Below are 25,290 nucleotides of genomic sequence, written 5' to 3' on the forward strand. Positions count from 1 at the left end.
TACGTGATGATCGCCACTACGCCAGATCTTGCGCGAAATCGCTTCTCGTGAACACGAAAAAGCCGGGCCGACTGGAGTCGGCCCGGCGGGGCGAGTGGACGGGCAGGGACCGGTTCGGCGGACGGTCCCTGCCCGCCACGACTATGAGGCGGCGAACTCGACCCAGTTCAGGTTGAACAAGTTGGTCGCGGGGCCGCCCGTTATGGACTTGGTGACGAAGTAGAGCTCCTGCTGGCCGCCCGCCCCCGTGAGCGGGAACGTCTGGCTCGACCAGTAGGCGTTACCGGCCGTGGCGTTCACCGGCAGGGTGGCCAGCAGCTCGCCGGTGGGGGAGCCGCTTCGCACCTCCACCGCCGCCCTCTGCTGGCCGGCCGTGGCCGCTGAGCCGCCGGCCGTCCGCAGCGTGACCGACGTGACGCCGGTCAGGTCGATCGGGCGGAAGGCTATGTAGTCGTTGTTGTCCAGGGCGGTCACGTGCTCGCTGCCGTCGGTGTCGTTCGTGGCGGCGATCGCCACCGCGCTCTTCACCTGGGCGTTCTCGGCCTGCTGGCGCCACGTCTGCACCGTCGCCTGTCCCGTCGCCGAGAGGCCGCCCGCGTCCGTGTACGACGCGCTCACCCCCAGGAACAGGTAGCCGCCCGCGTGGTCGGCGCCGTCGGCCGGGCTGGGGAGAGAACCCGTACAGCCGGTCGTCGAATTGATGCCGTGCCCGTGTTCGTCGTGGCCGATGACCAGGTTCACGGAAACCTTGGAACAGTCGACCGCGCCGTCCTCCGGGTCGGTCACCCGCACCTCGAACGGCACGGTGTCGCCCCAGTTGAAGAACGACCCGTTGGCGGGTGTCACCACCTCGACCACCGGTGCTGTGTTGCCCACCGTGATGGCCCGGGTGGCCACCGCCGTACGGCCTGTGCTGTCCGTGACCGTCAGGCGTGCGTTGTAGGTGCCGTTCGCCTGATAGGTGTAGGACGCGTCGGCCGCCGTCGAGTCGGTCGTCCCGTCGCCGTTGAAGTCCCAGGCCAGGGTGATCGTGTCACCCGGGTCGGGGTCGGAGGTGCCGCTGCTGGAGAACTGCACCGTCAGTGGTGACTGTCCGGAGACCGGCGTCGCCGTGATCCGGGCGACCGGCGAGCGGCCGTCCTTCACGTAGCGCACCGTCGACAGCTGCGCCTCCGGGTTGGCCCGGAAGAACCCGTTGCCGTACTCCAATACGTACAGCTGACCGTCCGGCCCGAATTCGATGTCCATCGGATTCGCCCACGTGAAGTTGGTCAGCATGGGCTCGATGGCCAGCAGGCCGTCCTTGCCGTCCGTGCGCATGGCGAACAGCTTGTTGCGGGTGAACTCGCCGAAGACCACGGTGTCGTCGTAGTACTCGGGGAACTTCATCTCGTTGTCGAGCCGGCGGTTGTACGAGTATTGCGGGCCGCCCATCGGCCCCACCCCGCCGGTGCCCAGCGCCGGCCAGTCGTTGCCGCACGCCACCGGCGGATCCTGCAGGTACGCCGACGGGCACGGGGTGACCGCGTTGAAGGTGTAGGCGAGCGTGGGCTGACGAACCGGCGGCAGGTTGCGCAGGCCCGTGTTGCGCGGCGATTCGTTCACCGGCGTCTTGCAGTTGAAGGCCGCCCCCGACGTCCGCGTCACGAAGTCGAAGTCGATGTACGGCAGTTCCGGCGAGTAGCAGTAGGGCCAGCCGTAGTTCCCCGCCTTGTTGGTGGCGATCCACCGGCCGGTGCCCTCCGGCCCACGAGCCGCGTTCGGCACCCGGGAGTCGGGGGAGTAGTCGCCGACGTACACATAACCGCTCTTGCTCACATCGAAGCGGAACGGGTTGCGTACGCCCATCAGGAAGATTTCCGGACGGGTCTTGGCCTTGCCCGGCGGGAAGAGGTTGCCGGACGGGATCGTGTACGAGCCGTCGCCGCGGACCTTGACGCGCAGCACCTTGCCGCGCAGGTCGTTGGTGTTGGCCGCCGAGCGCTGGGCGTCGTAGGCCGGTCCCTGCGTGGGCGACTCGTTGATCGGCGTGAAGCCGTCGGAGCCGCCGGCGTTGGTGTCGTCGCCGGTGACCAGGTAGAGCAGGCCCTTGCCGTCGAACTTCACCTCGCCGCCGACGTGGCAGCAGTTGCCCCGGTCGACCGGCACCCGCAGGATCTGCTGCTCGGTGCTCAGATCGAGGCGCGGTGACGGCGTCTCGACCAGCTTGACCCGGGAGAGCTGGTTGTATCCCTTGAACTTGTCCCAGACGGCCGGGTCGGCGCTGGTGACCGGCGCGTCGCCTTCGTTGACGGCCGGCGTGGCCGGGTTGTCGACCGGCGTGTCCAGCTTCGGCGCGTAGTAGATGTAGACCCAGCGGTTCTTGGCGAAGTCCGCGTCGACGGCCACCGACTGGAGGCCGTCCTCGTCGTGGACGTAGACCGGGATCTCGGCGATGACCGGGCTCAGGCCGGACGCCGGGTCGTAGAGGCGCACCTCGCCGCCGCGGGTGTTGTGCAGCACCCGCCCGTCGGGCAGAACCGCGAGAGTCATCGGTTCGCCCGGCTCGTCGTTGAGGGTGACCTTCTCGTAGTTGCTCCGCACGGTGGCGCCGCAGTCGCCGGCCGCCTGGCCCGACGCCCACTGGATGCCGCCGAGCAGGTGCTTCTGGAAAGAGCTTTGGGTGTACGTCTGCGTGGAGTGCCCGAGTCCGGTGTACCAGGACCGTCCACCCCGGAAGTCCTTGCACCACGAGAGCGGCTTGTCGGTGCTCGCGAGCACATGCGACACCCCGGTCACGTCCTTGTCGAACGTGTACCACTGTTCGCTGTAGCTCCCCGTGCGCGGGATCGGGGCCGTCGACGGGTGGACGCGGTCGGCCACGGTCACGGTCCTCGGCTCGACCGCGGAGGCGCCGGTCGCGGCGGCGCCGACCAGATCCTGATAGAAGGTCCAGCCCGGCTCGGTCTCGGCCGCGGCGTGCACGCCGACAAAACCTTTACCGCTTTGGATGTACGTCTCGAAGGCGCTCTTCTGGCCCTCGGTCAGGATCTCGCCGGTGGTGTTGAGGAAGACCACCGCCTCGTACTTCGCCAGGCCGGCGGCCGTGAAGACCGACGAGTCGGCGCTGACCGTCACGCTGAAGCGGTGCTGCCGGCCGAGGTCGCGGATCGTGCGGACGCCCTTGTCGATGGAGTCGCGCCGCACCCCGGCCGTCTCGGTGAACACGAGCACGTCGGGCTGCTGGTGCGACGGGTGGGCGTAGGCCACCGTGGCCGGGCTGATCGTGATGACCGCGGCCGAGACGGCGGCCAGCCATCGCCGCCTCATCGGCGGTAGATGGTCAGCTCGGACAGGTTGCGGTAGCTCACCTCGGCGAAGTTCAGCGACTGGCCGGGGTTCGCGGTGCCGCCCGGGGCGGTGTCCTGCTCCCAGTTGGCGTGGTGGTAGTCCTGCTTGCCGATCTCCTCGAAGAACTGCTGGAAGTTGATGTCACCCTCGCCCAGCGGCGTCATGACGTACCCGTTGGCCTGTGTGGACTGCTTGTCGCCGTCCTTGGCGTGGAACAGCGGGAACCGGTCGGTGCGCGGCACCACGGTGAGGATCGGGTCGAACAGGTCGCTCTTGCTGCGGCCCCACGCGTCGGTGTACGTGTGGTGCTTGAACCGGGCGACGTACGCCCAGTAGATGTCCATCTCGAAGAAGACGTACCGCGGATCGGCCTTCGTGAAGAAGTACTCGAGCTTGCGGGTGCCGGTCGAGCGGGTGGGCTTGCCGGTGGCGTCGAGCGGGCCGGCGTCGAGCAGGAAGCCGTACGCGGCGTCGTGGTTGTGGGTGTAGAGCTTGAGGCCACGCTTGCGAGCCGTACGCCCGAGCTCGTTCCACAGATCGGCGGCGGCGTCCCAGTCGGCGCGGTACGCGCTGTTCGTGGGGTCGGAGCCGGTGCCGATGTGCTTCATGCCCAGCGTCTGCGCGATGTCGAGCTGCTGCTCGAAGGTCGCCGCGTTGATCTGGGTGTGCGTTCCGCTGGCCACCAGGCCGTTGTCGTCCAGGATCTTCCGGATCTCGGCCGGGGTGATCTGCCGGCCCAGGATCGAGGTGTGCTGGTTGTAACCGGCGAACTCGATCTCCTTGTATCCGATCTCGGCGAGCCGGGCGAGTACCCGCTCGAAGCCGTACGGAATGCCGGAGTCGTCGGGCGCGGCCGAGATGCGGTCGCGGACGCTGTACAGGATGATGCCCCGGTTGCGGGACGGGACGAGCGGTTCCGCCCGCAGCTTGCCGTGGCTGATGGCGGGGGTGCCGGTCGACAGGATCGGAAGTCCGGCGGCGCCCAGCGCCGCGGCGGCGCCGGCGGAGGCGGTGAGGAGACGGCGGCGAGTGAGGGCCTTCTTGGCTTGCGGCTCGGTCATGACTTCTCCACGGGGGCACGACAGCACGAATACCAGGTGCGAAGAAAGAGGAGAGCCGGCGTTGCCGAAGCGCCGGCGTTGGCGTGTGTGTGGTGCTTGTTACGCCTTGATGACAGACGGTATCCCGCGCCCCGTACGAAAGATAGTCCAAGTTGGAAGTAACTTTTGCTTCCAGATACGAAAGTGCCGCTTACCTCGTGCCCGCGCCGTGCAGGAGCGTGTCGACCAGGATGTCGGCCGCCTCGGCGTCGGTGCGGCCGGACAGCTCGGCCGGGGCCAGATGCAGCATCTGCTGCATGACGCGGCTGATCCAGTTCAGCGGCAGCTCGGGCCGGAGATATCCCTCGTCGGCGGCCCGGCGCAGGAACGCGTCGAGAGCCTGGACCGAGCGCTCCCGGCGCTCGCGGATCGCCGGGTCGACCAGCATGCGGGTCAGATCGACCGGCCAGGTGCGGTTCACCCCGATGATGCCCTCGACGTAGCGGTGCAGCGCGACCGGCACCGGCGACTCGGTGAAGCGAGCGCCGGCCATGACCCGCTCGATCGCCTCCAGGCGGGCCACGTAGATGGCCGCGAGCAGCTCCTCGCGGCCGGCGAAGCGGCGGTAGACGGTACGCCGGTCGACGCCGGCCTCGGCCGCGATGGCGCTGACGCTGGTGGCCGGGTCGGCCGCGAGCATGCGGGCGCCGGTGCTCAGCACGGTCTCGAGGTTGCGGGTGGCGTCGGCTCTCATGCCCCCAAGGTAGCACCCGATCGTGCAACTTAAGGGATTTAGCTCTACGTCACAGAGGCTTTTCAATCCGCAAACTGTCACGCTACTGTGGCACTTATGCAGAACACGACGTACGACAAGCTCTTCATCGGCGGCATTTGGACCGAGCCCACCGACCCCAGCCCTCTCGAGATCGTTTCCCCGCACGACCGGACGGTCATCGGCCGCGCCGTGCAGGCCCAGCCGGCCGACATCGACCGGGCCGTGGCCGCCGCCCGGGAGGCCTTCGACAACGGCCCGTGGCCGCAGCTCCCGCCGGCCGGCCGGATCGCCGTGCTGCGCCGCTACAACGAGCTCCGTGAGAGCCGCGGCGAGGACATCGCGCAGATCATCTCGGCCGAGAACGGGTCCGCGCTCTGGTTCACCCGGGCCGGTCAGGGCGGCCTGTCCCGCCAGGCCAACAGCTACCTCAAGGCCGCTGCGGAGTTCGGCTGGGAGGAGACGCTCACCCCGTCCGACCCGTCGGCGCCGTTCCGCTCGGTGGTGCGCCGCGCCCCGGTCGGCGTGGTGGCCGCGATCATCCCGTGGAACTCGCCGTTCTCGGCGGCCAACGCGAAGATCATCCCGGCCCTGCTGGCCGGGAACACGGTGATCCTGAAGGTGTCGCCGGAGAACTCGCTGAGCATGAACCTGCTGGCCCAGCTCATGGTCGAGGCCGGGCTGCCCGCGGGTGTGCTCAGCGTGCTGGCGGCCGACCGCGAGACCAGCGAGCACCTGGTCAGGCACCCCGGCGTCGACAAGATCGCCTTCACCGGCTCGACCCGGGCCGGCAAGCGCATCGCCTCGCTCGCCGGCGAGCAGCTCAAGCGGGTCAGCCTGGAGCTCGGCGGCAAGTCGGCCGCGATCATCCTGGACGACGCCGACCTGCCTTCGGCGGTCGCCGGTCTCAAGTTCGGCGCGCTGCTCAACAACGGCGAGGCCTGCATCGCACAGACCCGGATCCTGGCCCCGCGCAGCCGCTACGACGAAATCGTCGCCGCTCTCTCGGAGATGGTGTCCTCGGCCAAGGTCGGCGATCCCGTCGACCCTTCCACTTTCATCGGGCCGATGGTCCGCGCCGACCAGCAGCAGCGCGTCCGCGACTACATCGACCTGGGCGTGGCCGAGGGCGCCACCCTGGTCACCGGTGGTTCGCAGATCCCCGACGGTCTCGACAAGGGTTTCTACGTCACGCCGACGCTGTTCTCCGATGCGGACAACAGCATGCGCATCGCCCAGGAAGAGATCTTCGGCCCCGTGCTGGTCGTCATCGCCTACGACGACGAGGACGACGCCGTCCGCATCGCCAACGACTCCGAGTACGGCCTCTCCGGCGGCGTCTGGTCGGCCTCTGCTGAGCGCGCGCTCGCGGTGGCCCGCCGCCTGCGCACGGGCACGGTCACGATCAACGGCGCCCCGATCGGCTTCGACGGCCCGTTCGGCGGATTCAAGAACAGCGGGATCGGGCGCGAGTACGGCGCCGTCGGTCTCGGCCAGTACATCGAGTTCCAGACCGTGACCCAGGGAGTGACGGCATGACAACCCGGAAGCGGGCGGCCATGTCCGCCCTGGTCCTCGCCATCCTGCTGGCCGCGCTCGACCAGACCATCGTCTCGACCGCGCTGCCCCGCATCGCGGCCGACCTCGACGGTTTCCGCGACATCGCCTGGGTCAGCGCCGCCTATCTGCTCGCCTCGACCGCGGCCACCCCGATCTGGGGCAAGCTCGGCGACATGCTGGGCCGGCGCCGGCTCTACCTGATCGCGATCGTGGCGTTCCTGATCGCCTCGGCGCTGTGCGGCGTCGCGCAGAACCTGCCCGAGCTGATCGCGGCCCGGGTCGCGCAGGGCCTGGCCGGCGGCGGCCTCACGGTGCTGACGTTCGCGCTGGTCGGCGACATCGCCACGGCCGGGGAACGCGGCCGCTACCAGGCCATGTTCGGCTCGGTCTACGGCGTCGCCAGCGTCGCCGGCCCACTGCTGGGCGGCGTCTTCACCGACACGCTGTCCTGGCGCCTGGCCTTTCTGATCAACGTGCCGGTGGGCCTGGTCGCGGTCGTCCTGGCGATCCGGTCGCTGCCGGCGGCCGTACGGCGGGTCACCGCGCCCATCGACTACGCCGGCGCGACCCTGCTGGCCGGCGTGGCCACGGCCCTGGTGCTGGTGGCGTCGTTCGGCGACCGCTGGGGCTGGACCTCATGGCCGACGATCGCCCTGGCGGCGGCGGCCGTGGCCCTGGCCGCGGCGGTGGTCCCGGTGGAGCGGCGGGCCGCCGCGCCCGTCCTGCCACTGTCCATGCTGACGTCCCGCACGGTGGTGGTCTCCTCGGCGATCGGCTTCATCGCGAACGTGCTGATGTTCAGCGCCCTGGTCTACCTGCCCACGTATCTCCAGATCGTCGACGGGGTGTCGGCCACCCTGTCCGGCGTCTTCATGCTGCCGCTGGTGGCGGGCCTGGTCGCGAGCCAGACGGTGGCCGGCCGCCTGATCGGCGACCCGGCCCGGCAACGCCCGATCCTGCTGACCGGCCTTCTGCTGAACGTCGCCGGCCTGCTCCTGCTGAGCACGCTGACCCCGTCGACGCCGACGGCCCTGGCCGCCCTGTTCTTCCTGGTCATGGGCGTCGGCATCGGCATGGTGCCGATGGTCGTGCTGGCCTCGGTGCAGAACAGCGTCTCCTCCGAGCACCTGGGCGCGGCCAGCGCGATCGTGACGTTCTCCCGCTCGATCGGCGCCGCCCTCGGCGTGGCGGTCTTCGGCAGCCTGCTGACGGCGGGCCTCCCGTCGGCCGCCGACACGGTCCCGGCCCACTTCGCCGCCGCGATCGACCACGCGTTCCTGTGGCTGGTCCCCCTGGCCGTGATCGGCACAGCGCTCACGTTGGCGCTGCGCCGCACACGGCCCACCACACAGACCGCCGACGCCCAGGCCGAGCCCGCGTTCGTCGCCGAGGTCGCACCGGCCGCGCGATGAGACCACCGCGCCGCCCGTGCTGCCCGCGCCGCGCCGCCCTCCCGCACCTTCCGCGTCGCCCTTCCGCACCTTTCGCGTCGCCCTTCCGCGCCGCCTTTCCGCGCCGCCTTTCCGCGCCGCCTTTCCGCGCCGCCTTTCCGCGCCGCCTTTCCGCGCTGCCCTTCCTTGGCCGGCCCGACCGCCGGCCAAGGGCCTCGGGTCAGGCTTGCGGGGCGGGCCGGCGCCTGGTCAGCAGCGGGATCAGGTTGAGCAGCAGGCCGGCCACGGCGACACCGGTGACGAGGTTGATCCCCGGGTGGGACTCGGTCAGGTCGTCGCCACCGGCGCCGCCGGCCACCAGGGCGGTGACCACGGCCAGGACCAGGGCGGTCCCGACCTGCCCCGACGACTGGACCAGACCGGAGGCGAGGCCCTGCTCGGAGTCGGCGATGCCGTCGGTGGCCTGCGCCATGATGGCGCTGAAGCCGAAGCCGAAGCCGCCGCCGAGCAGCAACATCGCCGGCAGCACGGTGACCAGGTAGTGGGGCTGCGTGCCCGCGGTGGCGAGGAACCAGACGTAGCCGAGGCTGAGCGACACCATCGCGGCCACGATCAGCGGCCCGGTGCCGTAGCGGTCGATGAGCCGGCCCACGAAGGGCGACCCGAACGCCACGACCAGGCCGGCCGGTAGCAGCGCGAGCGCCATGCGCAGCGGCGACCAGTGCCGCACGTCCTGCAGATAGAGGGTCATCATGAACTGGAAGCTGACGTACGACCCCATCAGCGCGGCCATGCTGGCGTTGGCCCGGACGACCGAGCCGATGCGCAGGATGCCGAGGCGGACCAGCGGGTGCCGGACCCGGTTCTCGATGACGACGAAGCCGGCGAGCAGCACCACCGCCAGCAGGAGCGAGCCGATGGTCATCGGGTCGAGCCAGCCGCGGGTGGGCGCCGACACGACCGTGTAGACGGCCAGCAGCATTCCGGCGATCAGGGTCGCCGCACCGGCCAGGTCGTGGCCGCCGTCGGCGGCCGGACGGTCCCGCTTGATCAGCACGAAGCCGGCGATCAGGGCGGCCAGAGCGAGGGGTACGGGCACCAGGAAGTTCCACCGCCAGCCGAGGCTGGTGAGCACGCCGCCGAGGATCAGGCCGGACGAGTATCCGCTGGCGCCGAAGACCGTGAAGATCGACAGTGCCCGGTTGCGGGCCGGCCCCTCCGGGAAGGTCGTGGTGAGGATCGACATCGCGGTGGGCGCGGTGAAGGCGGCCGCCAGACCCTTGACGAAGCGGGTGGCGATGAGCAGGCCGCCGTCGTCGACCAGCCCGCCGACCAGCGACGCGACCGTGAAGACGCCGAGCGCGATCAGGAAGACACGGCGCCGGCCGAGCAGGTCGGCGGTCCGGCCGCCGAGCAGCAGCAGGCCGCCGTATCCCAGGACGTAGCCGTTGACGATCCACTGCAGCGACGTGGTGGAAAGGCCCAGCTCGGTGCCGATGGACGGCAGGGCCACACCGACCATGGAGACGTCGAGGCCGTCGAGGAAGAGAACAGCGCAGAGCACCGCCAGCACGCCCCAGAGCCGCGGGGTCCAGCGCAGTTCTCTCTTCGGCGGCGCGACAGCGGTGGACGCGGGGTTTCCAGTGATGGTCACGGCGACGACGCTATATGCACACGCATAGAATGTCGACGCATTAGATGTGGACGCATAAAATGCGAGTGCATGTTCCGGCGCGGCGAGGGTAGGATGCCGGGCATGGAGGCCGAGTCCGCTCTGATCACCCGCTGGCAGGCGCTGCTGTCCAGCTACAACGCGGTCGCCGCCCACTTGGAGCGCGCCTTGCAGGAGGCGCACGGCCTCACCCTGAGCGACTTCGAGACCCTCGACCGTCTCGTCACCCGAGACTGTGACAAGCGACGCATGCAGGAGCTGGCCGCGGCCATGTACCTGAGCCAGAGCGCGCTTTCCCGCACCGTGGCCCGCCTGGAGAAGCAGGGCCTGGTGGCCCGCTCCCATTGCGTCGACGACCGCCGGGGCATCTTCGTGGAGCTGACCGAGGCCGGCCGCCGGCGCCACGCCGAGGCCCGAACCACTCACCTCCAGGTCCTGACCGAGCGCCTGGTCCCGGCCGAGGCGTAGCCCCGGCGGGCGGCGGATCCATGGCCAGGCACGGCGTCGAGCTCGTCTCGGAGCTGCCCGCGGGCCGGGCGCTGGTCGCCTTCGCCGGCGCCTGCGGCCAGCGGGCGGCCGGGCTGTGGACGGTGGCCGAGGATCCACGGCTGGCCGGCATGCTCCGGGAAGCCCTGGCCGCCACATGGCAGTGTGCCGAGACCGGCGCGCCGCCATCGCGGCCCCGCCCCGAACAGCCGCTGCTGGACGAGACCGGCGAGGATTCCGACTTCGGCGACTTCCACGAGCAGCGCTGGGACGCCATCGTCACGGTCGCGTACGCGGTGGCCGCCGCCGCCGCGATCAACGACGAGGCCACCCTGCGGGCCCGGGCCACCTCGGCCGCCCGCGCCGAGCTCCGCATGGTGGACGACCCCGGTGTGGCCCGCGAGCTCCGATGGCAGCGCGACGACATCACCGGCCTGCTGGCCGGCGCCCCCATCGACGTGATCCGCAGCCGGGCCGCCACCGCCGCCACCCTCCTGCGGTCCGGCGTCACCGAAGGCGACTGGTCGGGCAAGGCCCCCGGCCTCGACGAGGCTCCGTTGTTCTGATGCCCACCGTGATGCCGAACTGGTTGCCGGCCTGGTGTCTCGAGCACCTGGGCGGCGAGCCGGCCGGTGTGCTGTTCCAGTCTGAACAGGTCTCGATGGTGTTCGGTCTGCGGCTGGCCGGTGGCCGCGAGGTCGTGGTCAAGGCGCGGGCCGACGAAGGCCGGGCCTCGTCGTGTGTCGCGGCGCAGGCACGGCTGGCCGAGCGGGGGTTTCCGTGTGCCCGGCCGCTCACGCCGGTGGTCAGAATCGGTGAGCTGGCCGTGCACGCCGAGGAGTTCCGCCCCGGAGGCGAGATCTTGCACGGGGACTCGCCGGACATGGCCGTGCGCTGCGCGGAGGCGTACGCCCGGCTGATGGCCGAACTCGCCGGGGTGACCGTCGCGCCGCCGCTGCCGAATCCGCCCTGGGTGCGGTGGGACCACACCGACGTCGGGTTGTGGCCGGCCATCGACCTGCTCGACCGCCGGGACCAGAGTGTCGTGCCCTGGCACATTCCCGAGACGGCCGGGCGCGCGCGGCGCCGGCTGCTGGCCGCCGGCCTGCCGTGCGTGCTCGGCCACGCCGACTTCGAGGCGCAGAACCTGCGATGGCGGGGCCGGCGGGTATGGACCGTGCACGACTGGGACAGCCTGGCCTGGCAGCCGGAGGCGGCGCTGGTGGGCGCGGCGAGCGGGTCGTTCGCCAGTGCCGGGCCGCCCACGCTGGCGCCGATCGAGAGCTCCGCGGCTTTCCTGGTGACTTACCAGGACGTTCGGGGGCGCTCGTTCACGGCGGAGGAGCTGGAGGTCGCGTGGGCGGCCGGCTTGTGGATGGCTGCGTACAACGCCCGGGAGATGGCACTGTGCGGTGGCGCCGCGGCGGGCGGCGACGCACTGCGGGCCCAGGCCGCCGAACGTCTGCGCGCCGCTAGAGGTTGATCATGTGGCCGGCGATGCCCTCGATCGCCTCCTTGACCGCCTCGGACAGGGTCGGGTGGGCGAAGACGTTGCGGGCCACCTCGTCGGCCGTCAGATCCCACATCTGGGCCAGGGTGAGGGCCGGCAGCAGCTCGGTGACCTCGGGGCCGATCAGGTGGGCGCCGACGATCTCGTTGTGCTCGGCGTCGGCCACGATCTTGACGAAGCCGGCGGTCTCGGCCATGCCCCGGGCCTTGCCGTTGGCCGAGAACGGGAACTGGGCCACCTTCACGTCGTAGCCCTTGTCCCGCGCCTGCTCCTCGGAGTAGCCGAACGAGGCGATCTGCGGCTGGCAGAACGTGGCCCGCGGGATCATGTCGAAATTGATCTCCTGGGTCTCGGCGCCCGCGATCGTCTCGGCCGCCACCACTCCCATCGCCTCGGCCGTGTGCGCCAGCATCAGCTTGCCGGTCACGTCGCCGATGGCGTAGACGCCCTCCACGTTCGTGCGGCCGCGGGCGTCGACCTCGATCGCGCCACGGTCGGTGAGCTTGACCCCGGCCGCCTCCAGGCCGTAGCCCTCGACGCGCGGGGCGAAGCCGAACGCGGCGAGCATCCGATCGGCCTCGAGCACCTTCGACTCGCCGCCGCCGGCCGGGCTCACCGTCACCCGTACACCCGAACCTGTGTCTTCGACCTTCTCCACCTTGGTGCTCAGCAGCACCTTCACGCCCAGCTTGCGATAGTGCTTGAACAGCTCCTTGGACACGTCGGCGTCCTCGGTGGGCACCATCCGGTCGAGGAACTCGACGATCGTCACGTCGACACCGAAGTTGGCCATCACGTAGGCGAACTCGACGCCGATCGCGCCCGAACCGCCGATGATGATCGACCCGGGGAGCTTCTCGTCGAGGATCTGCTCCTCGTACGTGACGACGTTCTGGCTGGTCGCCATGCCGGGCAGCATCCGCACGGTGGCGCCGGTGGCGACGATCAGGCTGTCGAACGTGTGCTGCTCGCCGTCGACGTCGATCGACTTCGGCCCGGTCAGCGTGCCCCAGCCGTCGATCTCGGTGATCGCGTTCTTCTTCATCAGGAAGTGGACGCCCTTGGCGCTGGCCTCGGCCACCTTGCGGCTGCGCTGGTGGGTCGGCGCGAAGGACATGGTGGCGTCCCCCTCGATCCCGAACGTCTTCTTCTCGTGCGTGATGATGTGCGCGATCTCGGCGTTGCGCAGCAGCGCCTTGGACGGGATGCAGCCCACGTTGAGGCAGACGCCGCCCCAGTACTTGTGCTCGACCACAGCGACCGTCTTGCCGAGCTGAGCGGCACGGATGGCGGCGACATATCCCCCGGGCCCGGCACCGAGGACAAGAACATCAAAATGACTCACCCGACAAGCCTATAGATGCTTGGTTACCGGTGAGGAATGAAGAAAACGGAGGGCACTCAGACGAGCATGCTTGTATCTGGCCATGGCCCCTGTCTTGCAGTGCCGCGCCGGTCACCCCGGGTCGCGCATCCTGAGCGTCGCCACGTACCGCCCACGGACCGAGGTGGGCAACGAGACGATCGCCGCCCTGATCGACTCGAGCGACGAGTGGATCCGCCGCCGCTGCGGCATCGAGTCGCGCCGGCGCGCCGCACCGGACGAGGACCTGGTCACGATGGCCACGACGGCCGCCTCCAAGGCCCTGGCCGGCGCCGGCGTCGACCCGGCCGAGGTCTCGGCCGTGCTGGTGGCGACGATGTCCCACCGTGGCCGCGCGACCACGGTGGCGCCCTTGGTGGCCGCCGCGCTGGGCGCCACCGACGCCGCCGGGATGGACCTGGGAGCGGCGTGCGCCGGATTTCCGCACGCCCTGGCGACCGCCGACGCGCTGGTCCGCAACGGCTCGGCCGGCTACGTGGTCCTGGTCGGCGCCGAGCGCATGACCGACATCGTCGACGAGCGCGACCGGGGCACAGCGTTCCTCTTCGGCGACGGCGCGGGCGCGGTGGTCGTCGGCCCGTCACAGACGTGCGGCGTCGGCCCGGTGGTGTGGGGCGCCGACGGCGCCAAGAGCGAGGTTCTGAGGTACGACGAGACGGGCATCCTGCGGATGGCCGGACCCGAGGTCTTCCGCTGGGCCACCTCCGTCATCCCCGGTCTGGCCCGGCGGGCCCTGGACGCGGCGGGCATCTCCGCGGACGACCTGGCGGCCTTCATCCCCCACCAGGCCAACCTGCGCATCACCGCGGCCGCGGCCAAGGCCCTGGAACTGGGCCCACACGTACGGGTGGCCACCGACATCACCACGAACGGCAACACCGGAGCGGCCTCCATCCCGCAGGCCATGGCCGCCCTGCCCGACGTGACGGGTCCCGCCCTGCTCGTGGGCTTCGGCGCCGGCCTCTCCTACGCGGCCCAGGTCGTCACCCTGCCCTGACGCGTGTCCGCTCGGAGAGGCGCCGTGACTCAGGCGGAGTTGGTGGCGCCGAGACCGAGCAGGATCTGGTCGAACAGGTTGCCGTCGTTGTCGTCGGTGTAGGCGACCGGCACCTCGCCCCAGGGGGAGACGGCCACCGTGAACTGGTCCTGCCGCCCGGTCGTCGTGCTGGTCAGGGTCTGCGCGCCGAGGCGGCCGGTGAAGCTGCCGTCCGGGTTGAGCCCGCGCAGCCAGCCGTCGGCGCCGCTCACCGTCCAGCCGACCACCGCGTACGCCTGATCGTCGAGCCCGACCGTCGGGGCGGCCGCGCCCGTCGTGGTCGAGACCTGCACCTCGGCGTGCCGGCCGGCCGCCGCCGGGGTGAACGAGCGCGCCCACACGCCGCCCGACTCCCAGGCCACGATCAGGTCGCCGTTGAAGTTGGCCGCGACCGCCGGCCGGCGCTGCTGGCCGGCCGTTGTCGCGTTCGCGAGGCGCGGGGTCAGCAGCACGGCGCCGTTCGCCTTGGCGAGCCGGGTGAGGCCGATGTCCTCGCCCGACTCCCAGACGATCGTGGCGTCGCCCGCGGCGGACACGGCGACGTCGGGACGGTGGTGCACGCCGCCGGCCGGTGAGGCCGTCACCTCGTACGCCTTGGTGGTGATCCCGGTGTATCCGGCGGCTTTGACGCTGTAGGCCGTTCCCTGCACGTCCTCCCAGACCACGGTGAAGGCCACCGCGGAGGCGTCGGAGGGCGTGCCGTCCGGGTCGACCGCGACGTTCGGCACGAGCTGATCCCCGGCCGCGTCCGCGTTGGCGCGCCCCGAGGCGAGCACGGTCCCGGCCGGTGAGACGACGCGGTAGGGGATGTTGAAGACACCGTTGCCGTCCGGGTCGTCCGCCCACACCACGACGGCGTTGCCCCGGTTGGTGGCGATGGCCGGACCGTCCTGGTCGCCCGTGGCGACGCTGTTGGCGGTGGTGAAACTGACGGCGGCCGCGAGGACGGCCGGGAGAAGGGCAAGCATCGGGGGGCTCCTAAAGCAACTCGAGGCCGGGAACGCCGTCCTGGACGACGAACGAGCGCAGGGTGGACACGGCCGCGCCGTGCTCGGTGACCACGGGGATCGAGCGGAAGTCGGCCTTCACCTCGGCCGGGCTGATCGTGGTGAGGACGTATCCGCGGCGGTTGGAGTAGAACTTGAGGTGCGGGTTCGTCGCGGCGTTGGGGATCGCGGTGGTCGCCGAGCCGTTCCCGCCCGACGCGATCGAGGTGCAGACGAGCTCCGTGCCGATGGTCGCGGAGTTCGGGTTGGCGTAATCGGCCTTCAGGTCGTTGGCCCAGGCCGCGTGCACGTCGCCGGTCAGCACGAGCGGGTTGCGGACGGCCCGGTCGCGCCAGCCCTGCTGGATGCGCGAGCGCGAGGCGCGATATCCGTCCCACGCGTCCATGCTGGCCGCGCCCGAGGCGTCGTACTGCCGGGCGAAGAAGACCTGCTGACCGAGGATGTCCCAGGTGCCGTAGTGCTGGGCCAGGCCGTCGAGAAGCCAAGCCTCCTGGGCCGCGCCGGTGAGCGTACGAGCGCTGTTGCCGGCTTCGGCGCAGACTTTCCAGCCGTCACCGCAGGCCTGGTCGTCGCGGAACTGGCGGGTGTCGAGCATGTGGAAGGTGGCGAGCTGCCCCCACCGCACCCGCCGGTAGAGCGGGATGCTGTTGCCGGAAGGCGCGGCCGCCGGGCGAAGCGGCATGTTCTCGTAGTAGGCGCGGTAGGCGGCCGTACGCCGGGCCGTCCACTGGGCGGCGGTGAGCGCCGGGCTGCTGTCGGCGCGCACCATGTTCGCGTAGTTGTTCTCGACCTCGTGATCGTCCGGCACGACGAGCCACGGCGCGATCGCGTGCGCGGCCTGCAGATCGGGATCGCTCTTGTACTGCGCGTACCGCCGCCGATAGTCGGCCAGCGAGACGATCTCAGCGCCGGCATGCTCGCGCACCGACCCGGTGGTGGTCGCGTCCTCGTAGAGGTAGTCACCCAGGTGCAGGATCAGGTCGGGCCGGTCCTCGGCCATCCGGCGGTAGGCGGTGAAATACCCGGACTCGTAGTGAGCACAGGAGGCGAAGGCCATTTTCAGCGTACGGCCGAAGGCGCCGGCGGCCGGCGCGGTGCGGGTACGCCCGACGGCCGAGATGTGGCCCTGCGCGCGAAAGCGATAGTAGTAGTCGGCGTCGGCCGGGAGCCCGCCGGCGACGACATGCACCGAGTGCGCGTCGGCGTAGCGGGCCGTGACGGTGCCGCTGGCGGTCAGCGTCGCGAAGGTGTCGGTGGCCGAGACCTGCCACTCGACGGTGACGTCAGAGTTGGGCATGCCGCCCTGACCGTCGGCGTTGAGCGGGACCGGGGCGAGCCGGGTCCAGAGCACGACACTGCTCGAGTCCGGTTCACCGGAGGCGACACCGAGCTTGAACGGGTAGGGCGTGGCGGCGTTGGCTTGTTTGGCGAGGGCGGTCATTCCGACGGTGGCCAGTCCACCCAGGACGAAGACCCGGCGCTTGATGGCAATCATGAACGCGTACGTTCCGGTCGCCACGTGAATGCCCGGCGGTGCTCGCCCGTCCGCCGGATGGCCGCCCCAGCAAGCTATCGAAAGTAGCCGATGAATCAGAGTTGACCGGAGCCTTTCGGCGTTACGCGCGGGCGGGCTGAGCTGCCGTGCCGCGCCGCCCGAAATGTTCGCTTGACGCCGCGGTCGCGAGATCAGCGGCCCGTCCAGCAGCTGAGCTCCATGCCGTCCTCGACCGGAAAGTCGATGCTGACGTAGCCGTTGGCCGGGTCGCGGACGTAGGACAGGTAGTTGCTCATCGAGTCGAATGTGGAGTCGTCGCCGACGATCAGGGAGCCCGGGGCGAGCCGGTCCTCGAGCAGGCGCAGGACGGGCAGGCACATCTCTTTCCAGCCGTCGAGCAGTGCCAGGCCGATCGGGCCGTCGACTGTGCCGAGGGTGGTCAGGGCGTCGCCCTCGAGCACAGTCACAAGGTCGCTGAGCCCGGCCTCCTCGATGTTGGCGCGGGCCGCCCTGACCTTGGTCGCACTGAGCTCGGTCGTGGTGACGTGCCCGATCCCGTTGTCACGCACGGCCGCGGCCAGATAGAGGGTCGAGATCCCGTACGAGGTGCCGAACTCGACCACCGTCTGCGGCCGGGCCGCACGGACCAGGGTGTAGAGCAGGTCGCCGCCGCGCGCCGAGATCGGCATGTAGACGTCTTCAAGCAGGTCCGAGCGTTCCTGGGCGGTGATCGTGGCTGCGGGCCGGCCCGGCGAGCGCTCGTCATCGCGTTCGGCCTCGGTGAACAGCCGGGCGATCAGGTCGCGGACCGCGGGGTCGTGCAGTGTCGTCGTCATGTCGCTAGGCTAGACGCAACGTCGCGTCTATGGAAGCCCCGGATCTTGTAACGTCTCGGGCGACCCGGGCTCACGGGAAGGAGCGCACGATGCATCACGGCAACCGGCACGGCCGGAGCGAGGCGGCCCGCGAGGCCGTGCTCCAGGCGGCGGACGACCTCGTCGCCGAAATCGGCTACGCCAAGGTCACCATCGAGGGCATCGCCGCCCGGGCCGGCGTCGCCAAGCAGACGATCTACCGGTGGTGGCGCTCCAAGACCGACATTCTCATCGACGCGTTCACCGCCGACAGCGCCCAGGAACTGACGCTGGCTGACACCGGCGCCTTCCACACCGACCTGCGCGCCCACCTCGACGAGCTGGTCCGCTTCCTCGAGGTGTCCGACTCGGGCGCGGTGTTCCGGGCCTTGGCCGGTCAGGCCCAGCACGATCCGGAGCTGGCCACCCGGCTGCGAGCGGAGGTTCTGCCCCGGCTGCGGGCCCGCGACCGGGTGCCGTTCGACCGGGCCGTGGCACGGGGCGAGCTGCCCCCCGGCGCCGACATCGACCTGCTCGTCGACCAGGCGGTCGGGCCGATCCACTTCCGGGTGCTCGTGACCGGCGAACCCGTGACAGCCGCACTGCTGGACGCGCTGGTCACCCAGGCCGGCCAGCAATAGCCCGAGACGCCACCCGGTCGAGCCCGTCGCAGCAAAGGCCGGCTGGCGAAGCGGCGGCGCCCACACAAGACCCATAAGGAATCAAGGCCGTATAGCTCGAAAGCTATACGGCCTGGTGATGCTTGGTGCGCCGCGTAGGACTTGAACCTACAACCCGCGGATTAACAGCGCTTATACCGATATCAGGCGCTAGATCGGGTGGGGTCTTGCGGCGAGAACCGGACGATGGGGCGGTAGCGCGTGGCGGTCGGCATGATCGGGCCGGTGCGGTGCCGGCACTCGTTACGACGGTCGCGCGATCTCGATAACGTGTTTGCCGCGTACACCACCGGCTTCCACGGCGTGGTGTGCCGCGATGATGCCATCGAAGGGAAAGACCTGGTCGATGACGGGACGCACGTCGCCGCGTTCGGCCATGGCGGCAAGCTCAGTCAGCAGCGTCGGGGTCGGATCGCCGCGGAAGATCCGCACGCGGCGAGGTCCGTGGATCGTCGATATGAGGAGATATGCCAGGCTGGCAAGACGCCGCTGCATGTCGATGGTGATGGCTACCATGCGGCCGCCGGGATTCAGCAAGCGGCGCAACGCGCGATGGTCCACCCCCGAAGTGTCGAGGACGACGTCGAAGCGACCGAACTCGGCCAGCGGGACGCGGGTGTAATCGATCACGTGGTCGGCGCCGAGCGATCGGGCAAAGTCGATCGCGGAGGTGCGGGCCGTGGCGGTGACGTGAGCCCCGAGTAGCTTGCCGATCTGTACCGCGAGACTGCCGACGCCGCCGGCCGCACCTCTCACCAGCAGCCGCTCGCCGGACTTCAACGCGGCCTTTTCACGCAGCGCGGTCAGGGCGGTGGTTCCCCCGGCCAGCAGCGTGACTGCCTCAGCGGCTGTCAGCCCGGCGGGCGCGGCGGAGAGCCGGGACCGCCGGATGGCGAAGTATTCGGCGGTTGTGCCGATAGGATTCTCGCTGATACCCCAAACCCTCTGCCCGGACCGCATGTCCTGCACGCCGGCGCCGGTCTCGACGACCTCGCCGACGAGGTCGATGCCAGTGCGTTGCGGGAACCGGTTGCCGAGCACCAGTCGTAGCCGGCCGGAGCGGCCCTGAATCTCCCCACCGTTCAGGCTCGTCGTGAGGACACGGACAAGCACCTCCCCTTCGCGGGGCTGGGGTCGCTCGACGTTGGCGATACGCAACACCTCCGGTGGTCCGTACCGGTCGTATATTGCCGCCCGCATCTCGCCCATGTCGGTTCTCCCGCCCTAGTCGCACCACCCGGCTGCCGACGGGTATCCACGGAGCCGGGCACGATGCCCGCATCGCGATACCGTATGGCCGTGGACGGGCCGAAGACCGCTGAGACGGCGCAAGTGAGAGCAAGTGGGCCGTCGGCGTCCCGGATGGCCGCGGCCGGCAAGAGGCCGATGCGCCGTGATGCTGAGCAGAACCGCCAACGTCTGCTAGCAGAGGCACGCGAGGTGTTCCTCGACTGCGGGCTCGACGCACCGCTGAAAGCTGTCGCCCGGCGCTCCGGCGTCGGTATGGCCACCTTGCACCGCCATTTCCCCTCCCGGGGAGATCTCATCGCCGCGGTTCTCTCCGGCCAGGTGGACGCGTGCGTGGACGGGGTTGTCGTTGCCGCGCAGGAACCCTCCGCATGGCGCGGGTTCAGCGTTGTCGTGGAACGGCTACTCGTCCTTGACGCCGTCAACCGCGTATTGTTCCGCGGATTCTCTCCCAGCGCGGCGGATCGCATCGATCTCGCGGCCCGCCGCGATCACGCAGAGCAGGTCTTCGCCGATCTGGTCCGCCGCGCCAAGGCCGAGGGATCGTTACGGCAGGACTTCCACCGGCGCGACCTCGACCTCGTCCTCACGCTGAACAGCGGACTCGAACGCCTTGACCCAGACCTCCGTCCCCTAGCGTCTCAGCGATTCGCCGCGCTCGCGCTGCGGGGGTTCGCCACGGACACCGGCACCGTTACACCGGAGAAAGCCCGCCGTCCTGCTCAGCGGCCGTTGCCACTCCTATCTCCGATGCGTATGTGAGATGATCACGCCTACACCTTGGCGGCCCGCAAATCTTGTCGCATTGTTCGCGCCGGCCAAGATCCAGTGCACGGATCTGCCGCCGATCGTGCGCGTCGGCTGAGCCCCGCCATCACTCGCCGTGTCGCCGGCTTGGCCGGGCTCGCGTGAGACGAACCCGTCAGTTCTCATGTCGCCGTTTGCGACGAGTATCAGCCAGTCCTCGTAACGCCAGCTTGGATCGCAAGCGCAGGTGGTGACGGTAAACCGGAAGTTCGCCCGATACCGGCCGATCTCCCCGTGTTTGAGTGCGAAGAGACGGGCCGGGCCGCGCTGCCGCGGGTAGGCGGCCCAGCCCGGTAACCGGTCCACGACCAACGTCCTACCCTGCACGGATAATCCGAGGTCGACGTCGCGAGCTCGATCCGGACCGCCACTGTCTACGCCGTCGTGGCGCACGTATCCGGCCGCCTCATCAGCAAGCACGTCGTGAATGACCACATCGGCGGACGGCATAGAGGACGGAAGCGCCGCTGGATGGTCTTCCTGGGCGACCACCAGCCCTCGTCGATCGTGGCCGGCGCTGACGCGAGCCACGACGATGAACGCTTTCCGGGATCGCTTCTTCGCAGCGTTCCAGTAGTGCCTGACAAACAGCCGACTGCAACCTGGCGTTCGTTCCCCGCGTGTCGGTTCAATTGATATCCATCAACGGGAGGAGCGCGATGAGCAGGTTGCTGAAGTTTGCCGTGGCCATCTTGCTGGCGATTGCCGGTGGCGTCTTGGCGGCGTCACCGGCGTCCGCCGCGTCGTTCGTGACGATCAGACATGCCCCTACCTACTACTGCCTGGACCAAACGTTCAACACGGGGGGACCGACCGTCGACGTGTCCTACCGCCCGTCCCCGTGCGCCTCCAAGGGCAGTCTCCAATGGCGCTTCGAGCACCTCGCCACCGGCGACAACTGGTACCGGATCATCAACTCGAGCGGCTGGTGCCTGTCCGCTCCGAACGGGCGAGGCAGCAGGGTGTTCGCCGAGTTGTGCGTTCCCAGCATCCCTCCGAAGCAGATCTGGCGGCCGTACGCCAACGGCATCAACGGCATGAACCGGCTCATGAGCGTCGGCTCCGGTGACTGTCTCGACCGCTCGGCGGTGTTCGACACGCTCGTCACGCCGGAGGTGCACACGTGCACCCGGGCGTACGTGTCGGACCCCGGGCAGGACTTCATCTGGTTCAGCGCCTGACCGGGTCGGTCAGGCGGCGTCGGCGTCCTAAGCGCGGGTCAGCGCGCCCGGGGCGCTGAACGCGGCGAAGACGGTCGCTTCGCGGAACACCGCGAGTTGCTCGCCCGTCACCGGTCGCCGTCGGCCTCCTCGCCGAGGATCACCGGCGGATCATCCGATGTCAGCTCGGTGTGCCCGGCCACTGGAAGACGAAGGCTTCTGGCGGGACCTCGTCCTCGGCGAGCAGCCGGACCAGTTCGTCGAGCAGTGCGTCCAGGTCTTCTCGATTGGCCAGTTCATAGTGCTTGTTCACGACTCGGTCGTCGGTCAGGCGCACGGTGGACAGGTCCGCCTCGCCGGTGCTCCAAATGCTGATCTCCACTAGCCAGACGGCAGACTCGAACTCCACGCCGGTGACCGGTTTCCCATGGTTCGGGTGAACAGGACGGGCGCGCGGATGCAGCTCGAGCCCCGCCCAGGTGCTCGCCCGTTCCTGAACCGCTGACTCCAACTCCTCGAGCGCAAAGACCACAGCGACGATGATCCTCCCAGCGGGCGCGAGGCGCGTCCGGATTTGCCGCCGACCGCGCGCGGCTACCGCTGCGGTCCACGATGCCGATCGCTATCCGCTTCGCCTACTGCTCGGGTGTCGGCGCAGATCATGGGGATGAGCCAGCAGGACCAGTAGGTGCAGGAAGACGAGCATCGCGAGATCCGGGGGTACTGCACCGTTATGTGCCGCGAGAAGCAGGTTCGTCTCCTCCGCCCGGCCTTCTTGGCGCCGTGTCCGTGGGTCGCGTTGCGGAGCAGCTTGACGTAGCGGGCGGCCGCCCGCTCCGGGGTGCCGAGTGCAGCCGCGTCGAGGAAAGCCCTTTTGCAAATCTTCCAGGGCGACGACGCCGCGTTCCGCGAGCGGGAGCAGGACTGCTGCTGCCGGGGTAGGTATCGATTGTCGTAGGCCGGCGTCGACCTCAAGACGGTGCAGGCCCAGCTGGGGCACTCCAGCATCGTGCTCACGGCCGACACCTACCAGCGTCCTGACCGACCTGCTCGCCTACGCCGCCGAGCCACCACCCGGCTCGTACTCGCCGCCGCGGCCCGCAACCCCGGCCGAGCCCATCGCCGCAACGATCACCGGGCGAAATCCGCTGACCGGATCGAGATCACCACGCCGAGACGGTCGGTGACCAGGCCCGCGAAGCGCCGACCGGGCGGAAGACGGCGGCGCCCACACACGTCCCACCGACGTCCCAAAAAGATCAAGGTCGAGGTCTTACGCTGGGCGACCTCAGTCATTCCCGATCTGGCCCGGCGCGCGCTCGACGCCGCGGGCATCACCGTGGCCGACCTCGCGGCCTCCATCCCCCAGGCGGGCTTCGGTGCCGGCCTTTCGTACGCGGCGCAGGTCGTCACTTTGCCCTGACCCGCTCGGGCCGTGACCCTCAATCGCGGGGTGACTTCGCGGTACGGCTGGGGGGTGGCACGCCCCGGCGGAGCCGGTCCTGCCAGGCCTCCAGGGTCTTCTGGTACGGCTGCCCGATGTTCTCGTCCACCCCGTAGATGGCGCCGCGTTCGGCGCGCAACTCCTTCTGCACGTAGACCAGGGCTTGTTCGCGGTCGCCGGCGTACTCCAGCGCGGACGCCAGGACGAACCAGGTTGCCCGCAGGTCCTTGTCGCTGTACGGCCGGTCCTCCAACTCAGCGAGCATCGCGCGGGACACGACGATCGACTCGGTGAGCAACTCTTCGTCCCGCAGCTGATAGGCGAGATGGCGCCGGACCGACAGTGTTTCGCGGTGGGTAGGGCCCAGCGCCTCGCTCATGTCGTCGGCGAGAGCGCGGATCAGCGGGAGCGCCGCGCTCCGGCCGTGCGCCTCGCGGTAGAAGTGGTGGAGAGACCGGCGGGCCTCGAACGTCTTCAGGTGCTCCGCGCCGAACTCTGCCGTCCGGTCCGCTGCCTCCGCCTCCGCGGATCGCTGCGCCGCGGTCGGGTCACCGTCGGCCACCAGCCAGTAACGCACCTTCAGCCGGGCCTCGGCGGTGTCGGGATGCCAGCGCCCCAGCGCCTGTGTCAGATACGCGAGCGACTCCTCGGTGCGCTCCGGTGTCATCGCCGTCGGCCGGGTCCAGCTCTCGAATCTCCGTAGCACCCGCCGGCGCCGCAGCACTGCCATCATCCCCATGCGGGAATGCTCCACCATGGCCGATCGGCAGTCCACCGGCAGGGAAGGGAAGGCCGCGTGACACGCGAGCGATGTGGTGTGATGTCGACGCTCCCGGCTGAGCCGGACCGGGAGCGCGCGGCCGCGGCCGTCCGGCTCCGGTTCGAGCCGTGCCCGGACAGGCTGGCGGCCGAGATCGCTGCCCCGGTCGCGGTCACCGTCGCGGCAAAGGTTCAAATGCACGGAGACTCCGCGGAGCGGGCCTGGGCCGCCGGCAAGGTCGGGCGAAGGCCGGTTCGTGGCTGCGCGACGGCCTGCCCGCAGTTGCCCGAGCGGGGCCATGGCAGTTGGTACTTCGACTGTGCGGTTCCGGTGCTGCCGGGCCGGCGTGAACGACTTCGGCGGGATGGCTATCCGACCCGGCGGGAAGCGGTCGCGGCCCGCGACGCGCTGCTTGGTGACGGTGTCGCGGCGACCGCCGAGGGCTGGACGGTCGAGCGGTGGCTGCGCTACTGGCTGACCACCCGGACGCGGATCCGGCCGACCACGCTGCGCTCGCCGGGCGGCACATCACCGACATGATCACGGCCATCGCCGTGACCACGAACCGGTACGGGCGCACACCGATTCCGTCGACCCTGCACCGGATCCGGGCGACCCTGCGGTCGGCGTCGAACGCGGCAATTCGGGAGGGTCTGCTGCGGGACAACCCGGCCCGCTACGTCGAGGTGCCGTCCCCGCGCCGTCCGCACGCCCTGGTGTGGACCGCCCAGCGGGTCGAAGCCTGGCGGCAGAGCGGGGAACGGCCGGCGGTGGCGGCTTGGACCACCGAGCAAACCGCCACCTTCCTCGGATTCATGGCGAAGGATCGGCTGGCGGTCCTGTGGTGGCTGATCGCGCTACGCGGGCTGCGCCGCGGTGAGGCTGCCGGGCCGCGCTGGGCCGACATGGATCTCGAGGCGGGCGTGGCGATGATCGAGCAGCAGCGGATCGCCAACGGCCGGATGGTCACGGTTGGCCCGCCCAAGACGGCCGCCAGTCGGCGTCTGATCGCCTTGGATCGGCACACCGTGCGGTTGCTGCGCGAGCACCGGCGTCGGCAGCGCGTCGAGCAACAGGCGGCGGGGGAGCGCTGGCAGGACACCGGGTACGTGTTCGTCGACGAGGACGGGGCGCCGCTGCACCCGGACTTTCTGACCCGCCGGGTCCGGCATCTGGTGATCGAGTCGGGGCTGCCACCGGTCCGGCTGCACGACCTGCGCCACGGCGCGGCCAGCCTCGCCCATTGCTCCGGCGTCGACCTGAAGACGGTGCAGGCCCAGCTGGGGCACTCCAGCATCGTGCTGACCGCCGACACCTACTGACCGACCTGCTGGCCTACGCTGCCGAAGCCACCGCGAAGCTGGTGCTCGCCGCCGCAGCCCGCAATCCCGGCCACCGACACCGGCGAAACGATCACCCGACGAAATCCGCTGACCGGGTCGAGATCACCACGCCAAGACGGCCGGTGACCAGGCCTGCAAAGCCGCGACCAGGTGGAAAACGGCGGCGCCCACACACGTCCCACAAAGAACAAGGCCGCATAGCTCGAAAGCTATACGGCCTGATGATGCGTGGTGCGCCGCGTAGGACTTGAACCTACAACCCGCGGATTAAGAGTCCGCTGCTCTGCCAGTTGAGCTAGCGGCGCTCGTTG

The 25,290-nt window shown here is 70.0% G+C and carries 23 protein-coding genes and 1 tRNA gene; 12 read left to right on the forward strand and 12 right to left on the reverse strand.

Features of this window, described 5'->3' with window-relative positions:
* Positions 1 to 141: 141 nt before the first annotated feature.
* The 3 genes from ACFY36_RS45105 to ACFY36_RS45115 form a co-directional block, all read right to left on the reverse strand.
* Positions 142 to 3,309, reverse strand: coding sequence for a ThuA domain-containing protein (locus ACFY36_RS45105; RefSeq protein ID WP_499752090.1), 3,168 nt, complete (start codon positions 3,307 to 3,309; stop codon positions 142 to 144).
* Positions 3,306 to 4,391 carry a sugar phosphate isomerase/epimerase family protein gene (locus ACFY36_RS45110; RefSeq protein ID WP_499752091.1) on the reverse strand — a complete coding sequence of 362 codons (1,086 nt, stop codon included), beginning with the start codon at positions 4,389 to 4,391 and terminating at the stop codon, positions 3,306 to 3,308. The genes ACFY36_RS45105 and ACFY36_RS45110 overlap by 4 nt, the downstream gene beginning before the upstream one ends.
* Positions 4,392 to 4,581: 190 nt before the next feature.
* On the reverse strand, positions 4,582 to 5,124 hold the full coding sequence (locus ACFY36_RS45115) for a TetR/AcrR family transcriptional regulator (RefSeq protein ID WP_499752092.1): 543 nt from the start codon (positions 5,122 to 5,124) through the stop codon (positions 4,582 to 4,584).
* A 96-nt stretch (positions 5,125 to 5,220) separates the two neighbouring features.
* On the opposite strand from ACFY36_RS45115, the gene ACFY36_RS45120 reads away from it, so the two are divergent.
* Both ACFY36_RS45120 and ACFY36_RS45125 read left to right on the forward strand, forming a co-directional pair.
* Positions 5,221 to 6,681 carry an aldehyde dehydrogenase gene (locus tag ACFY36_RS45120; protein WP_499752093.1) on the forward strand — a complete coding sequence of 487 codons (1,461 nt, stop codon included), beginning with the start codon at positions 5,221 to 5,223 and terminating at the stop codon, positions 6,679 to 6,681.
* Positions 6,678 to 8,114, forward strand: coding sequence for an MDR family MFS transporter (locus ACFY36_RS45125; protein ID WP_499752094.1), 1,437 nt, complete (start codon positions 6,678 to 6,680; stop codon positions 8,112 to 8,114). The genes ACFY36_RS45120 and ACFY36_RS45125 overlap by 4 nt, the downstream gene beginning before the upstream one ends.
* Positions 8,115 to 8,313: 199 nt before the next feature.
* On the opposite strand, the gene ACFY36_RS45130 is transcribed toward ACFY36_RS45125, so the two are convergent.
* Positions 8,314 to 9,747 (reverse strand): MFS transporter, encoded by a 1,434-nt coding sequence (locus tag ACFY36_RS45130; protein ID WP_499752095.1) that lies wholly within the window; start codon positions 9,745 to 9,747, stop codon positions 8,314 to 8,316.
* Between the two features lie 102 nt (positions 9,748 to 9,849).
* Here ACFY36_RS45130 and ACFY36_RS45135 point away from each other — a divergent pair, with 102 nt between their 5' ends.
* Genes ACFY36_RS45135 through ACFY36_RS45145 form a run of 3 tightly spaced genes read left to right on the forward strand, consistent with a single transcriptional unit; the run spans position 9,850 to position 11,734 of the window.
* Positions 9,850 to 10,233, forward strand: a complete 384-nt coding sequence (locus ACFY36_RS45135; protein WP_499752096.1) for a MarR family winged helix-turn-helix transcriptional regulator — start codon at positions 9,850 to 9,852, stop codon at positions 10,231 to 10,233.
* A 20-nt stretch (positions 10,234 to 10,253) separates the two neighbouring features.
* Positions 10,254 to 10,817, forward strand: coding sequence for a hypothetical protein (locus ACFY36_RS45140; protein WP_499752097.1), 564 nt, complete (start codon positions 10,254 to 10,256; stop codon positions 10,815 to 10,817).
* Positions 10,817 to 11,734: an aminoglycoside phosphotransferase/kinase family protein gene (locus ACFY36_RS45145; protein ID WP_499752098.1), complete on the forward strand. Its 918-nt coding sequence runs from the start codon at positions 10,817 to 10,819 to the stop codon at positions 11,732 to 11,734. Before ACFY36_RS45140 ends, ACFY36_RS45145 begins: the two co-directional genes overlap by 1 nt.
* Here ACFY36_RS45145 and lpdA read toward each other — a convergent pair.
* Positions 11,724 to 13,106 carry a dihydrolipoyl dehydrogenase gene (gene lpdA / locus ACFY36_RS45150; RefSeq protein ID WP_499752099.1) on the reverse strand — a complete coding sequence of 461 codons (1,383 nt, stop codon included), beginning with the start codon at positions 13,104 to 13,106 and terminating at the stop codon, positions 11,724 to 11,726. The genes ACFY36_RS45145 and lpdA overlap by 11 nt on opposite strands.
* Before the next feature lie 82 nt (positions 13,107 to 13,188).
* Here lpdA and ACFY36_RS45155 point away from each other — a divergent pair, with 82 nt between their 5' ends.
* On the forward strand, positions 13,189 to 14,142 hold the full coding sequence (locus tag ACFY36_RS45155; RefSeq protein WP_499752100.1) for a beta-ketoacyl-ACP synthase 3: 954 nt from the start codon (positions 13,189 to 13,191) through the stop codon (positions 14,140 to 14,142).
* Positions 14,143 to 14,171: 29 nt separating this feature from the next.
* Here the strand turns inward: ACFY36_RS45155 and ACFY36_RS45160 are convergent, their stop codons facing one another.
* From ACFY36_RS45160 to ACFY36_RS45170, 3 genes are all read right to left on the reverse strand, one after another.
* Complete coding sequence (locus ACFY36_RS45160; protein WP_499752101.1) at positions 14,172 to 15,149, reverse strand: hypothetical protein; 978 nt, start codon at positions 15,147 to 15,149, stop codon at positions 14,172 to 14,174.
* Between the two features lie 10 nt (positions 15,150 to 15,159).
* Positions 15,160 to 16,683 carry an alkaline phosphatase D family protein gene (locus tag ACFY36_RS45165; RefSeq protein ID WP_499752102.1) on the reverse strand — a complete coding sequence of 508 codons (1,524 nt, stop codon included), beginning with the start codon at positions 16,681 to 16,683 and terminating at the stop codon, positions 15,160 to 15,162.
* A gap of 191 nt (positions 16,684 to 16,874) precedes the next feature.
* Positions 16,875 to 17,519 (reverse strand): O-methyltransferase, encoded by a 645-nt coding sequence (locus tag ACFY36_RS45170; protein ID WP_499752103.1) that lies wholly within the window; start codon positions 17,517 to 17,519, stop codon positions 16,875 to 16,877.
* Positions 17,520 to 17,608: 89 nt separating this feature from the next.
* Between ACFY36_RS45170 and ACFY36_RS45175 the strand changes: the two genes are divergently transcribed.
* Positions 17,609 to 18,178: a TetR/AcrR family transcriptional regulator gene (locus tag ACFY36_RS45175; protein WP_499752104.1), complete on the forward strand. Its 570-nt coding sequence runs from the start codon at positions 17,609 to 17,611 to the stop codon at positions 18,176 to 18,178.
* A gap of 282 nt (positions 18,179 to 18,460) precedes the next feature.
* Here the strand turns inward: ACFY36_RS45175 and ACFY36_RS45180 are convergent, their stop codons facing one another.
* On the reverse strand, positions 18,461 to 19,426 hold the full coding sequence (locus ACFY36_RS45180) for an NAD(P)-dependent alcohol dehydrogenase (RefSeq protein ID WP_499752105.1): 966 nt from the start codon (positions 19,424 to 19,426) through the stop codon (positions 18,461 to 18,463).
* 90 nt (positions 19,427 to 19,516) lie between these two features.
* Here ACFY36_RS45180 and ACFY36_RS45185 point away from each other — a divergent pair, with 90 nt between their 5' ends.
* Entirely contained in the window at positions 19,517 to 20,227 is a 711-nt protein-coding gene (locus tag ACFY36_RS45185) for a TetR/AcrR family transcriptional regulator (protein WP_499752106.1), read from the forward strand.
* A 704-nt stretch (positions 20,228 to 20,931) separates the two neighbouring features.
* The gene (locus ACFY36_RS45190) at positions 20,932 to 21,453 is read left to right on the forward strand and encodes a DNA-directed RNA polymerase subunit beta family protein (protein WP_499752107.1); all 522 of its coding nucleotides are present in this window, start codon (positions 20,932 to 20,934) and stop codon (positions 21,451 to 21,453) included.
* Positions 21,454 to 21,613: 160 nt separating this feature from the next.
* Here the strand turns inward: ACFY36_RS45190 and ACFY36_RS45195 are convergent, their stop codons facing one another.
* Positions 21,614 to 21,964: an immunity protein TriTu family protein gene (locus tag ACFY36_RS45195; protein ID WP_499752108.1), complete on the reverse strand. Its 351-nt coding sequence runs from the start codon at positions 21,962 to 21,964 to the stop codon at positions 21,614 to 21,616.
* Between the two features lie 477 nt (positions 21,965 to 22,441).
* Between ACFY36_RS45195 and ACFY36_RS45200 the strand changes: the two genes are divergently transcribed.
* Positions 22,442 to 22,855, forward strand: coding sequence for a hypothetical protein (locus ACFY36_RS45200; protein WP_499752109.1), 414 nt, complete (start codon positions 22,442 to 22,444; stop codon positions 22,853 to 22,855).
* 19 nt (positions 22,856 to 22,874) lie between these two features.
* On the opposite strand, the gene ACFY36_RS45205 is transcribed toward ACFY36_RS45200, so the two are convergent.
* Positions 22,875 to 23,615, reverse strand: a complete 741-nt coding sequence (locus ACFY36_RS45205) for a hypothetical protein (RefSeq protein ID WP_499752110.1) — start codon at positions 23,613 to 23,615, stop codon at positions 22,875 to 22,877.
* A gap of 81 nt (positions 23,616 to 23,696) precedes the next feature.
* Here ACFY36_RS45205 and ACFY36_RS45210 point away from each other — a divergent pair, with 81 nt between their 5' ends.
* Positions 23,697 to 24,176, forward strand: a complete 480-nt coding sequence (locus ACFY36_RS45210) for a hypothetical protein (protein ID WP_499752111.1) — start codon at positions 23,697 to 23,699, stop codon at positions 24,174 to 24,176.
* Positions 24,095 to 24,958 (forward strand): site-specific integrase, encoded by an 864-nt coding sequence (locus ACFY36_RS45215; RefSeq protein ID WP_499752112.1) that lies wholly within the window; start codon positions 24,095 to 24,097, stop codon positions 24,956 to 24,958. The genes ACFY36_RS45210 and ACFY36_RS45215 overlap by 82 nt, the downstream gene beginning before the upstream one ends.
* A 250-nt stretch (positions 24,959 to 25,208) precedes the next feature.
* Here ACFY36_RS45215 and ACFY36_RS45220 read toward each other — a convergent pair.
* Positions 25,209 to 25,284 (reverse strand) — tRNA-Lys (locus ACFY36_RS45220).
* Positions 25,285 to 25,290: the final 6 nt, after the last annotated feature.

Source organism: Actinoplanes sp. NPDC000266, assembly GCF_042899005.1.
Lineage (GTDB): Bacteria > Actinomycetota > Actinomycetes > Mycobacteriales > Micromonosporaceae > Actinoplanes.

Coding starts and splice junctions, on each gene's coding strand:
- ACFY36_RS45105 (WP_499752090.1), bottom strand. CDS start 3,309: ATGAGGCGGCGATGGCTGGCCGCCGTCTCGGCCGCGGTCATCACGATC.
- ACFY36_RS45110 (WP_499752091.1), bottom strand. CDS start 4,391: ATGACCGAGCCGCAAGCCAAGAAGGCCCTCACTCGCCGCCGTCTCCTC.
- ACFY36_RS45115 (WP_499752092.1), bottom strand. CDS start 5,124: ATGAGAGCCGACGCCACCCGCAACCTCGAGACCGTGCTGAGCACCGGC.
- ACFY36_RS45120 (WP_499752093.1), top strand. CDS start 5,221: ATGCAGAACACGACGTACGACAAGCTCTTCATCGGCGGCATTTGGACC.
- ACFY36_RS45125 (WP_499752094.1), top strand. CDS start 6,678: ATGACAACCCGGAAGCGGGCGGCCATGTCCGCCCTGGTCCTCGCCATC.
- ACFY36_RS45135 (WP_499752096.1), top strand. CDS start 9,850: ATGGAGGCCGAGTCCGCTCTGATCACCCGCTGGCAGGCGCTGCTGTCC.
- ACFY36_RS45140 (WP_499752097.1), top strand. CDS start 10,254: ATGGCCAGGCACGGCGTCGAGCTCGTCTCGGAGCTGCCCGCGGGCCGG.
- ACFY36_RS45145 (WP_499752098.1), top strand. CDS start 10,817: ATGCCCACCGTGATGCCGAACTGGTTGCCGGCCTGGTGTCTCGAGCAC.
- ACFY36_RS45155 (WP_499752100.1), top strand. CDS start 13,189: ATGGCCCCTGTCTTGCAGTGCCGCGCCGGTCACCCCGGGTCGCGCATC.
- ACFY36_RS45160 (WP_499752101.1), bottom strand. CDS start 15,149: ATGCTTGCCCTTCTCCCGGCCGTCCTCGCGGCCGCCGTCAGTTTCACC.
- ACFY36_RS45165 (WP_499752102.1), bottom strand. CDS start 16,683: ATGATTGCCATCAAGCGCCGGGTCTTCGTCCTGGGTGGACTGGCCACC.
- ACFY36_RS45170 (WP_499752103.1), bottom strand. CDS start 17,519: ATGACGACGACACTGCACGACCCCGCGGTCCGCGACCTGATCGCCCGG.
- ACFY36_RS45175 (WP_499752104.1), top strand. CDS start 17,609: ATGCATCACGGCAACCGGCACGGCCGGAGCGAGGCGGCCCGCGAGGCC.
- ACFY36_RS45180 (WP_499752105.1), bottom strand. CDS start 19,426: ATGGGCGAGATGCGGGCGGCAATATACGACCGGTACGGACCACCGGAG.
- ACFY36_RS45190 (WP_499752107.1), top strand. CDS start 20,932: ATGAGCAGGTTGCTGAAGTTTGCCGTGGCCATCTTGCTGGCGATTGCC.
- ACFY36_RS45205 (WP_499752110.1), bottom strand. CDS start 23,615: ATGGGGATGATGGCAGTGCTGCGGCGCCGGCGGGTGCTACGGAGATTC.
- ACFY36_RS45210 (WP_499752111.1), top strand. CDS start 23,697: ATGTCGACGCTCCCGGCTGAGCCGGACCGGGAGCGCGCGGCCGCGGCC.